A 9,229-nucleotide genomic window follows, 5' to 3' on the forward strand; every position below is an offset into this window, starting at 1 on the left:
AAAACCGTAGGCAAAAGCAGTGCCGCGGGCCACAATCTGCGCGGCATGGCGTTTGCTTGCTGCAAAGGCCTGCTTGTTCAACCCACTGCCTGGCCTTGCCGGGCACCAGGAGATTCCGATGATCTATGGTTTGACCTACCTTGGTGTGATCCACACCGCCATCAGCCTGGTGGCCGTCGCGGCCGCGCTGATCGCCTTTTTTCGCGACAAGGAAATCATCGCCGCGTCCACGCTGGGCAAGGTGTATATCTGGACCACGGTGCTGACCTGCCTCACGGGCTTCGGCATCTTCCAGCACGGCGGCTTCGGCAAGCCGCATGCGCTGGGCATCATCACTTTGCTGGTGCTGGGCATTGCCTGGGTGGCGGGCACCACCAAGGTGCTGGGCCGTGCGTCGGCCTATGTGGAGACGCTCGGTTATTCGATCACTTTTTTGTTCCACATGATCCCGGCGATCACCGAGACCTCGACGCGCCTGCCGCTGGGCGCGCCGCTGCTGGCCAGCCCCGAGGCGCCTGAGCTCAAGGCGGCGACGGGCGTGCTGTTGCTGCTGTACATCATTGGCGGGGCGCTACAGGTGCGGCGCATACGGGCACGGAACGCGGCGCAGGCGGTTTCACTGCCGGGCTCTGCCGCCGTTTAAGCGCCGGGGCTGATGACCAGCAAATAGCGGCAGCCGCTGCGCCCCAAAGTTTTAAACACCAGCGGGCGGTCCACGCCGAAATCCAGGCAGTCGCCGGGCTCGAGCTCAAAGACCTCGTCGCCGTAGTCGATGCGCAGCCCGCCTTCGACCAGCCAGAGGCGCTGGCGGTAAGGCTGGCCTGTCCACCTCGGGTAGGCGACGCGGGTGGAACGCGGCAGTTCGACCTCGACCATCTCGGTGCCCTCCCCGGTGCCGCGCTCGGCGACCTGGCGGCGCAGGTAGCCGGCCTCGGGGTCGCGCCAGGTTTCCTGATCGGCTTTTTTGCGCAGGCGTCGGCCGGCTTCCTTGTCTTCTTCGGTGAGCAGCTGCGCGAGCGGCACGCCCAAGCCGGCGGCGAGGCGGCCCAGGATCATGGCGGTGGGGCTGCTTTCGGCGCGCTCGACCTTGGAGATCATGGCCTTGCTGACGCCCGAGACCTCGGCCAGTTCGGCCAGGCTCAGGCCTTGGGCTTGGCGCAGGGCCAGCAGCCGGGAGGCGATCAGGGCGTCAATCGTCATGGCGTTCCTTGGGTAAAAGCATTCGTCTATCATAAAGGACAAATAATCTCTTATAGTAGACAAATCCTGATCCCCTCTTTCGAAAGGAGCGTCCCATGCATCCCGTCCTGTGCACCGAAGAGCGCCATGCCGGCCAGATCCTGGCCATCTTCAACGAGGCCATCGTGAACTCCACGGCGCTGTACGACTACAAGCCGCGCGCGCCCGAAAGCATGGCGGCCTGGTTTGCGGCCAAGCGCGCGAATGGCTTTCCGGTAATAGGGCTGGAAGACGACGGCGGTAAGCTGCTGGGCTTTGCGAGCTATGGGACCTTCCGCGCGTTCCCGGCCTACAAGTACACGGTCGAGCATTCCGTCTATGTCGAAAAAAGCTGCCGCGGCCAAGGGCTGGGGCGCAGGCTGCTGGAGGCTATCGTCGCCAAGGCGGAAGAGCAAGGCATGCACATCCTGGTGGGCGCGATAGACCTGGACAACGCCGCGAGCATCGAGTTGCACAAGCGGCTGGGCTTTGAGCACTGCGGCACGATCAGGCAGGCAGCTTTTAAATTCGGCCGCTGGCTGGATTTGGCCTTCCTGCAGAAGACCTTGAAGACGCCGCTGCAGCCGGTCGACGGCTAAGCGCTAAGCCTGGGCGGACTGGGCCAGGGCTTTGTCAATCGCTTCATGCAAGTGTTGAAGCCCGAAAGACACGTCGCAAAACACGCCGTTGACGTAAAACGCGGGCGTTGAGCGCACGCCCAGGTGGCGGCCGGTTTGCATGTGCTCCTGCACGCGCTGCAGGTAGACGTGGTCGCTCATCTCGTTCTGGTAGCGCGCCATGTCGAGGCCGACCTGGGTGGCGTAGTCGAGCAGGTTTTTGTCCTTGAGGTGCTGCTGGTGGGTGAACAGCAGCTCGTGCATGGGCCAGAACTTGCCCTGGGCGCCGGCGGCCTCGGCCGCTTCGGCGGCGAGCTCGGCATGCGGGTGCACCTCGCGCAGTGGAAAGTGCCGGAAGACAAAACGCAGTTGCTGGCCGAAGTGCGGCAGCATGACCTTGAGGGCCGAGTGGGCCTGGAAGCAGGAGGGGCACTCAAAGTCGCCGTATTCGACCAGGGTGACCGGGGCGGACGCGCGTCCGCGGATGTGGTCTATGGCGTCGTCGGGTTCAAGCACCGGGTCCGGCGTGGGCAGGGAGGCCATGGAATCACCTTTCTTCAACTGTTCAAGGGAGTATTGGCACAGTATGGCCCCGGGCCGCGGCGTGATCAAGGCGCCACGCCGGCCAAAGGCAGGAAGCGGTGAAACAGTCTGTGTAGGTCAGCCCTGGTTGGCCGCGTTTTCGAGGGCTTCGTCGAGCGCCTTGCAGGAGGGCGAGCACACGGCCTGGGACTTGCCCAGCACCTTGCGCGTGCCCATCAGGGAACGGGCGCGGTGCTTGCCGCACATAAAGCACGACATGGTGGCCGCGCCGAACGAGGTGGTGGCGGCGAACGGGGAGCCCGAGACCTTGGACTTGTAGCGCAGGCCGTCTGCGAGGACAGCGGTTTTGGCGTCAGCTCTTGCCATGGTGTGGATCTTCCTTCGGTTGGGGGTTTGGACGGTTCATGGCCTTGTCGATGGCCGCTTTGGCCTGCTGCTCGGCGGCGAGCGAGGCATCCAGCGCGGACCGGCACAGGCCCGCGTACTGGTAGTTCACGTTTTCATACAGCTCGGCGGCGGCCGGATGGGTGTCCAGCAGCGCGCCCAGCGCCGTACCCGGCTCCACGTCGCCCAGTTCGTTGACGAGGTGCAGCACGACGGAGCGGTATTGCTCGGCGCCTACAGGCACCGCGCTATGCTCCAGGCGCTCGAGCAACTCGGCCAGCACGTGGGTGACCGTGAGGTCGGTCTTGTGGGGATGGGAATGGGTGGCGTTCATGCAGTGAATTTGGGGCTTCCTTCCCCAAAATCAAGCGCCGTGGCCGGCCAGGACGCCGGCCTTGCGGCGGCTGCCGGACCCGTTTGGGCCTAGCCTGGATCAGCCCTGCACGCTATATTTTCTATAGCTGGTGGCGCTTGTCTGCCGTGGGTTGGAGGCTTATTTTAACGCAAAAGGACGGCGACTGCTTTCACCGCCCTCGAGAGGGGGTTTTAAGGGCCTGCGCCGCTCAGGCCGCCGAGGTATCCGCCAGGTGCCTGACCAGCAGCCTGGCCGCGGCCGACAGGCCCGCCTCGTCGCGAAAGCAGATGGCGAAACGGCGCCTGGCCCAGGCATCGGTCAGCGGCAGCACGCGCAGGCCGTAGGTGCGGGCATAGGGCTCGGCGACCTCGCGCGGCACCACGCTGATGGCCAGGTTGGCGCGCACCACGCGCAGCGCCGCCTCGAAGTTGGAGACGATGACGCGATGCACGACGGCCTTGCCCTTGAGCGCTGCCGCGCGCTGCAGCAGCACCTGCACCGCGCTGTGCGCCGGCAGGCTCACGTGCTCGTGGTCCAGCGTCTGCTCGAAGCTCAAACTCTCGTGGCCGGCCAGCGGGTGCGAGGGGTGCAGCACGATGCCGAGGTGGTCATGGCGGTAACCGCAGGATTGCAGGCCCGACAGGTCGGCCGCGTCCCAGCAGATGCCGACCGAAGCCACGCCCTCCTTGATGCCGCGAATCACCTCAGGGCTGACGCGCTCTTCCATGGTGACGCGGATGTCGTGGTGCGCCTGGACCTGCAAAAAAGCCGCCACGTCGTCGGCCAGCGATTCGGCCATGACGGACGCCGTGGCCAGGATGCGCACTTGGCCGCGCACGCCCAGCGCATAAGCACCCATGTCGCGCTCGATCTGGTCGGCGCTGGCGAGAATGGCGCGTGCGTGCTCCAGCAGGCTCTCGCCGGCGGGTGTGGGCTCCACGCCGTGGCGGCGGCGCAGCAGCAGCGGCGTGCCGACCGTGTCTTCAAGCTGGGCCAGCCGCTTGCTGATGGCCGAGCCGACGATGTTGGCCTGCTCGGCCGCGCGGGCGATGCTGCGGGCGTCGCAGACGGCGGCAAAGAGGCGCAGGGTGGTCATGTCGAGATCTCTCATGCCTTGTCTCCTGAAGATGTTTGTGGTGTTTGTGGTGGCCAGATATTCCCAACAGGAACACCATTCATTCCAAAAATGCCAAACCAAACGTTTCGGGAAATTCTAAACTGAGGCACCGAGCCAGAACCCCTGCAGAACCCCTGCATTCTTCGGAGACAAGCCCCCGTGAATACCGCACCCACCCTGCCCCAGCGCGTCAGCATCCGCGAAGTCGGCCTGCGCGACGGCCTGCAAAGCATTGCCGCCGTCATGCCCACCGCCCACAAACTGCAGTGGATCCAGCAAGCCTATGACGCCGGCCAGCGCGAAATCGAGGTCGGCTCTTTTGTGCCCGCGCGGCTGCTGCCGCAACTGGCCGACACCGCCGAACTGGTGGCTTTTGCGAAAACGCTGCCCGGCCTCACGGCCTCTGTGCTGGTGCCCAACCTCAAGGGCGCCGAGCGCGCCATCGAATCCGGCGCGCAGCTGATGCTGCTGCCGATCTCGGCCAGCCATGCCCACAGCCTGGCCAACCTGCGCAAGACGCCCGATGAGGTGGTTGCGGAGATCGCCCGCATACGCGACTTGCGCGATGCCTCGGGCAGCGCCATCCGCATCGAAGTGGGCTTCAGCACCGCTTTCGGCTGCACGCTGCAAGGCCGCGTCGAGCCTGCCGAGGTGCTGCGGCTGCTGCAAGCGGTGCTGGACGCCGGCGCCGACTGCGTGGGCCTGGCCGACACCGTGGGCTACGCCGACCCGGAAATGGTTCGCGCGCTGTTTGAGCAGGCCTTTCCCATCGCCGGCGATCGGCTCAACTGCGGCCACTTTCACGACACGCGCGGCATGGGCATCGCCAATGTGTATGCGGCCCTGCAAACCGGTATCACGCGCTTTGACGCCTGCCTGGCCGGCATAGGCGGCTGCCCGCACGCGCCCGGCGCCAGCGGCAACGTGGCCAGCGAAGACCTGGCGTACATGTTTGCGAGCATGGGCATTAAAACCGGGATTGACTTCGACAAGCTGATGGCCTTGCGCGGCCAGGTCGCGGGCTGGCTGGAAGGCGAGAGCCTGCACGGCACGCTGTGGCGCGCGGGCCTGCCCAAAACCATGCGGCCGGCTGAAAGGGCTTCGGCAACGGCCTAAACTCATCGCTTGCCCACCCGGCCAGCGCCTTGCTTTCCTTACCTGAACACCGCATGCAACACACCGCTTCCTCCACCCCACCCCAGCCGCTGGCCGGCCTGCGCGTCGTGGAGTTCACCCACATGGTCATGGGCCCGACCTGCGGCATGCTGCTGGCCGACATGGGCGCCGAGGTCATCAAGGTCGAGCCCATCGACGGCGACCGCACGCGCCACCTGCTGGGCGCGGGCTCGGGCTTTTTTCCGCTGTTCAACCGCAACAAGAAGAGCATCGGGATTGACCTGCGCGATGCGGCCGGCGCCGAGGTGGCGCGCAAGCTGTGCGCCAGCGCCGACGTGGTGGCCGAAAACTTCAAGCCCGGCACCATGGCCAAGTACGGCCTGGACTACGCCGCACTGAGCGCCGCCAACCCGCGCCTGATCTACGCCAGCCACAAGGGCTTTCTGCCCGGCCCCTACGACCACCGCACCGCGCTCGACGAAGTCGTGCAGATGATGGGCGGCCTGGCCTATATGACGGGCCGGCCCGGCGACCCGCTGCGCGCCGGCAGCAGCGTCAACGACATCATGGGCGGCATGTTCGGCGCCGTCGGCGTGCTGGGCGCGCTGATCCAGCGCGGCATCAGCGGCAAGGGCATGGAGGTGCAGTCGGCGCTGTTCGAGAACAACGTCTTCCTGGTCGGCCAGCACATGCTGCAGTACGCCATCACGGGACAACCGGCCGCGCCCATGCCGGACCGCATCTCGGCCTGGGGCGTATACGACGTGTTCAGCGTGAAGGACGGCGAGCAGATCTTCCTGGCGGCCGTCAGCGACGCGCAATGGGCCACGTTCTGCGACGCACTGGGCTTTGCCGACCTCAAGGCCGACACGCGCTACACAAGCAACAACCAGCGCGTCACCCAGCGCACCACCTTGATGCCGCTGCTGCGCGAACGCCTGGCGCTGCGCAGCGCCGAAGAGCTGGTGGCGCTGTTTGAAGCGGCCGGCCTGCCTTTCGCGCCGATACGCCGGCCCGAGGAGCTGTACGACGACGAACACCTGCTGGCCACCGGCGGCCTGGCCGACATCACGCTGCCCGACGGCGAGCGCGCCGGCCAGACGGCCAAGACCACGCTGCTGCCCTTCACCATGGACGGCCAGCGGCTGAAGGTGCGGCTGAACCCGCCGACGCTGGGAGAACACACCAGCGAACTGCTCGCCGGCCTGGGCTACGGCGCGGCAGACATTGAACGCCTGCACCGAGAGGCCGCGGTGTCATAGGATTTTCGCTTCCCACGACTCACGATAAAAGGAGACAAGCATGAACCCCACAACAAAGAGCCTCATCGCCCCYCACAAGCTTCACCGCCGCCGCACGTTGCAAGGCCTGGGCGCGCTGCTGCTGGGCGGCGGCCTGGTCTGGGCGCCGCGCCGCCTGCTGGCCCAGGCGACGGAACGCGCAGTGCGCTTTATCCTGCCGGTGGGTGCGGGCTCGGGCGTGGACACCATCGTCCGCGCGGCAAGTGTTGCCCTGGGCAAGACGCTGGGCCACCCGGTCGTGATCGAAAACCAGCCCGGCGCGGGCGGCATCGTCGGCACCTCGGCGCTGGTCAAATCGGCGCCCGACGGCATGACGCTGAGCGTGGTGTCGAACAACCACGTGATCTACCCGAGCGTCTACAAGTCGCTGCCGTTTGACCCGATCAACGACATCACGCCGATCACCGTGATCGGCAGCACGCCCATGGTGCTGGTGGTCAACCCCAGCAAGCTGCCGGCCGTCAATGTGAAGGAACTGGTCGCGCTGCTCAAGGCCAAACCCGATGCGTACAACTACGCCTCGTCCGGCAACGGCACCATCCTGCACCTGGCCGCGCAGATGTTTCTCGACGAAGCGCAGGTCAAGGCCAAACACATTCCCTACAAGGGCGTGGGCCCCATGGTGGCCGACATGATAGGCGGGCAGGTGGACATGGGCGTGCTGGCGCTCCCCGCCGTGCAGGCGCACCTGAAAAGCGGTGCCCTGCGCGCCATCGGTGTCGGCGGCAGCGCCCGCTCGGCAGCGGCACCCGAGATCCCGACCATTGCGGAGCAGGGCGTGCCCAACTACAACATGGAAGGCTGGTTCGCGGTGATAGGCCCGGCAAAACTGCCCGCGGCCGATGTCAAGCGCATCCAGGCCGCGGTGGCAGCGGCCTATGCCACGCCCGAGGTGAAGGAAGCCATGCTCAAGCAGGGCAACACCATCAACCCCGGCAGCCCGGAAGCCGCCGCGCAGTACTTTCGCAGCGAGCTGGTGAAGTATGCGCAGCTGGTGAAAAAGGCCGGCGTCGAACTGCAGTAAGGCCTGCGCGCAGCTGCCTTCCCACCTCTTTTTGCAACGCCAACTTGGCGGAGCAAGCTTGTAGTTGCTATCTTTTTATAGCTGCTTGTAGGCAAGCAGAAACGCGTCGGAAGCCACCTGATCGGCCAGCGCCCTCAAGTTCGCCGCCGAGGCAGCACCCAAAACAAGCTCCACCTGGTCGTTGACTGCTGCCCAGTGCACTACGCCTTCTGAAAGCCTGGCCTTGCCAAGCGAGGTGAGAACGCTGTGTTTGGTCCGGCGGTCTTGGGCGTCCTGACGCAACTCCACAATTCCGTCGCGCACCAGAGGCCTTAGCGCATGGGTAAGCGCGGAAAGTTGAATGGCAAGCAGGGCTGCCAGATCCTGTAGCGTCGGTCCTAGTTGATCGGCGCCCGTGAGCCTGTGTATTCCGGCGATGAGCGCAAGTTGCGTGGCTTTGAGGCCCAACGGTGCCAGCGCTTCGTCATACAGCTGCTCAAGTCTGCGAGTCGCGAGCCGCAGCGGCGTGACCGTGCAGGCCCGTCCGCCCAGGATGTCCCACTCATCTGCGGCGGACCTATCCGGGCTGCTTTTCATATCAACAAGGTTTGTGGTAATTCCCATACTAGAAAAATGGTTGAGTACTGCACCATCGACTGATTTCATGCAATCGATCATACATTTGAGCCCTCAACCTTTTTAGTTGAGTGCTCAATTTTATTGGAAAACTATCGATGACAAACCCCAGTTCTCAGAAAGTCGCTCTTGTCACAGGGGCTTCCTCCGGCATCGGAGCCGTCTATGCGGACCGCCTCGCCGCGCGTGGATACGATCTTATCCTCGTCGCCCGGCGCGCTGACCGCCTGGAAGCGCTCTGCGCACGGGTCTCAAAGGCGCACGGTATCAAGGCCGAGCCGATCGTGGCCGACCTGGCCAAAGACGAGGATCTGGCACGGATCGAGACGATCCTGTCCACCCGTGCCGATGTGCGCGTCCTGGTCAACAACGCCGGCATTGCGCGGCTGGGGCCGCTTGCCCAGAGGTCCGCGGACGACGCGCTGTCGCAGATTGCGCTCAACATCACCGCGTTGACGCGCCTGACCCAGGCTGTGGTGCCCGCATTCATCGGCAGAAACCAGGGCGTGATCATCAATATCGCCTCCGTCCTGGCTATCCATTCCCTGCCCATCAGCGCCGTCTACAGCGGCACCAAGGCCTTCGTACTGCAATACAGCCGGGGCCTGCAGGAAGAACTGGCCGGCACCGGGGTGAAGGTCCAGGTGGTGCTTCCCGCATCGACAGCCACCGAGATCTGGGACCTGTCGGGCGTCCCGCTGGCGGCCCTGAATAAGGAGGCCTTGATGACGACCGAGCACATGGTCGATGCGGCGCTCGCGGGCCTGGACCAGGGCGAAACGATCACATGGCCCTCAGTCGCCGATGCAAGCCTGTGGGAAAAGTACGACGCAGCCCGATCCGAACTGTTTGCGAATACCCAGGTTGGAACGCCGGCTCCCCGCTACAAGATTGCGTGAGTCCAGTGAACTGAACGTTGCTGCTCCCTTTTCTCTTCCT

At 65.0% G+C, this 9,229-nt stretch carries 12 protein-coding genes; 6 read left to right on the top strand and 6 right to left on the bottom strand.

What is annotated here, in order from left to right; all coding sequences use genetic code 11:
- Positions 1-118 precede the first annotated feature (118 nt).
- Positions 119-643 (top strand): hypothetical protein, encoded by a 525-nt coding sequence (locus AC1D1Y_RS20325; protein ID WP_477683932.1) that lies wholly within the window; start codon positions 119-121, stop codon positions 641-643.
- On the opposite strand, the gene AC1D1Y_RS20330 is transcribed toward AC1D1Y_RS20325, so the two are convergent.
- Positions 640-1,200: a helix-turn-helix domain-containing protein gene (locus AC1D1Y_RS20330; protein ID WP_477683933.1), complete on the bottom strand. Its 561-nt coding sequence runs from the start codon at positions 1,198-1,200 to the stop codon at positions 640-642. The genes AC1D1Y_RS20325 and AC1D1Y_RS20330 overlap by 4 nt on opposite strands.
- A gap of 95 nt (positions 1,201-1,295) precedes the next feature.
- Here AC1D1Y_RS20330 and AC1D1Y_RS20335 point away from each other — a divergent pair, with 95 nt between their 5' ends.
- Entirely contained in the window at positions 1,296-1,817 is a 522-nt protein-coding gene (locus AC1D1Y_RS20335) for an N-acetyltransferase family protein (protein WP_477683934.1), read from the top strand.
- A gap of 3 nt (positions 1,818-1,820) precedes the next feature.
- Here the strand turns inward: AC1D1Y_RS20335 and AC1D1Y_RS20340 are convergent, their stop codons facing one another.
- From AC1D1Y_RS20340 to AC1D1Y_RS20355, 4 genes are all read right to left on the bottom strand, one after another.
- Entirely contained in the window at positions 1,821-2,378 is a 558-nt protein-coding gene (locus AC1D1Y_RS20340; RefSeq protein WP_477683935.1) for a DsbA family protein, read from the bottom strand.
- Positions 2,379-2,495: 117 nt separating this feature from the next.
- Positions 2,496-2,744 carry a hypothetical protein gene (locus AC1D1Y_RS20345; protein ID WP_074574576.1) on the bottom strand — a complete coding sequence of 83 codons (249 nt, stop codon included), beginning with the start codon at positions 2,742-2,744 and terminating at the stop codon, positions 2,496-2,498.
- Positions 2,731-3,096 (bottom strand): hypothetical protein, encoded by a 366-nt coding sequence (locus tag AC1D1Y_RS20350; RefSeq protein WP_477683936.1) that lies wholly within the window; start codon positions 3,094-3,096, stop codon positions 2,731-2,733. The genes AC1D1Y_RS20345 and AC1D1Y_RS20350 overlap by 14 nt, the downstream gene beginning before the upstream one ends.
- A gap of 229 nt (positions 3,097-3,325) precedes the next feature.
- Positions 3,326-4,228 (bottom strand): LysR family transcriptional regulator, encoded by a 903-nt coding sequence (locus AC1D1Y_RS20355; protein WP_477683937.1) that lies wholly within the window; start codon positions 4,226-4,228, stop codon positions 3,326-3,328.
- A 165-nt stretch (positions 4,229-4,393) separates the two neighbouring features.
- Between AC1D1Y_RS20355 and AC1D1Y_RS20360 the strand changes: the two genes are divergently transcribed.
- The 3 genes from AC1D1Y_RS20360 to AC1D1Y_RS20370 are packed head-to-tail and all read left to right on the top strand — an operon-like array spanning position 4,394 to position 7,675.
- Complete coding sequence (locus tag AC1D1Y_RS20360; RefSeq protein WP_477683938.1) at positions 4,394-5,350, top strand: hydroxymethylglutaryl-CoA lyase; 957 nt, start codon at positions 4,394-4,396, stop codon at positions 5,348-5,350.
- A 53-nt stretch (positions 5,351-5,403) separates the two neighbouring features.
- Complete coding sequence (locus AC1D1Y_RS20365) at positions 5,404-6,612, top strand: CaiB/BaiF CoA transferase family protein (protein WP_477683939.1); 1,209 nt, start codon at positions 5,404-5,406, stop codon at positions 6,610-6,612.
- Positions 6,613-6,652: 40 nt separating this feature from the next.
- Entirely contained in the window at positions 6,653-7,675 is a 1,023-nt protein-coding gene (locus AC1D1Y_RS20370; protein WP_477683940.1) for a tripartite tricarboxylate transporter substrate binding protein, read from the top strand.
- Positions 7,676-7,750: 75 nt separating this feature from the next.
- Here AC1D1Y_RS20370 and AC1D1Y_RS20375 read toward each other — a convergent pair whose 3' ends face one another.
- Positions 7,751-8,320, bottom strand: a complete 570-nt coding sequence (locus tag AC1D1Y_RS20375) for a MarR family winged helix-turn-helix transcriptional regulator (protein ID WP_477683941.1) — start codon at positions 8,318-8,320, stop codon at positions 7,751-7,753.
- 68 nt (positions 8,321-8,388) lie between these two features.
- Between AC1D1Y_RS20375 and AC1D1Y_RS20380 the strand changes: the two genes are divergently transcribed.
- Positions 8,389-9,189, top strand: a complete 801-nt coding sequence (locus tag AC1D1Y_RS20380; RefSeq protein ID WP_477683942.1) for an SDR family NAD(P)-dependent oxidoreductase — start codon at positions 8,389-8,391, stop codon at positions 9,187-9,189.
- Positions 9,190-9,229: the final 40 nt, after the last annotated feature.

This window comes from Polaromonas sp. P1_G1 (assembly GCF_056405595.1).